Raw genomic sequence first — 487 nt, forward strand, 5'->3', positions numbered from 1 at the left:
GGTACCATCGATCTGATGACGCCCTCCTCGTTCGGATTCGGCGCGTCCATCAGTTTCGCACCCGGGCAAGGACCGGATCGCATTGTGCGCCTGGACGGCACCTTACATTACGAGCCGGGTGAACTTGGCGTCGATGCAGACATGTTCATCGCTGGGGCTAAGGTCTCCACATCGACAGGGCGCTGGGATTTCCACCAAGGCGATATTTCACTGGACTCGCGCGGTGCTTTCTTCGGCATCCCGTTTCCATCGACCAGCGCCGTCATTGATGGCCGCACCTGCACTTTCGCGGGCGGCTCCAGAGCGGATTTCTTTGGTCTGACGAGTGTCGACCTGATCGTCGGGCTGCGCCTCGCGCCGGAACAATGCGGAAACGGACCGGTGCCATCGGGCACGCGCAGTGAAGTGGTCAACATCATCGCGGCCTGCAAGAACGTCCCAGGCGGGACGTTGTTGGCCGGCTGCGGCACAGGAAACGCGCATATCC

At 61.6% G+C, this 487-nt stretch carries 1 protein-coding gene; it reads left to right on the plus strand.

Features of this window, described 5'->3' with window-relative positions; genetic code table 11:
• On the plus strand, positions 1 to 487 hold a 487-nt coding region (locus M3191_RS18215; RefSeq protein WP_251701729.1), incomplete at both ends, for a hypothetical protein.

The sequence above is a fragment of the Sporosarcina luteola genome (assembly GCF_023715535.1).
In the GTDB taxonomy this organism is placed as follows: Bacteria; Bacillota; Bacilli; order Bacillales_A; family Planococcaceae; genus Sporosarcina; species Sporosarcina luteola_B.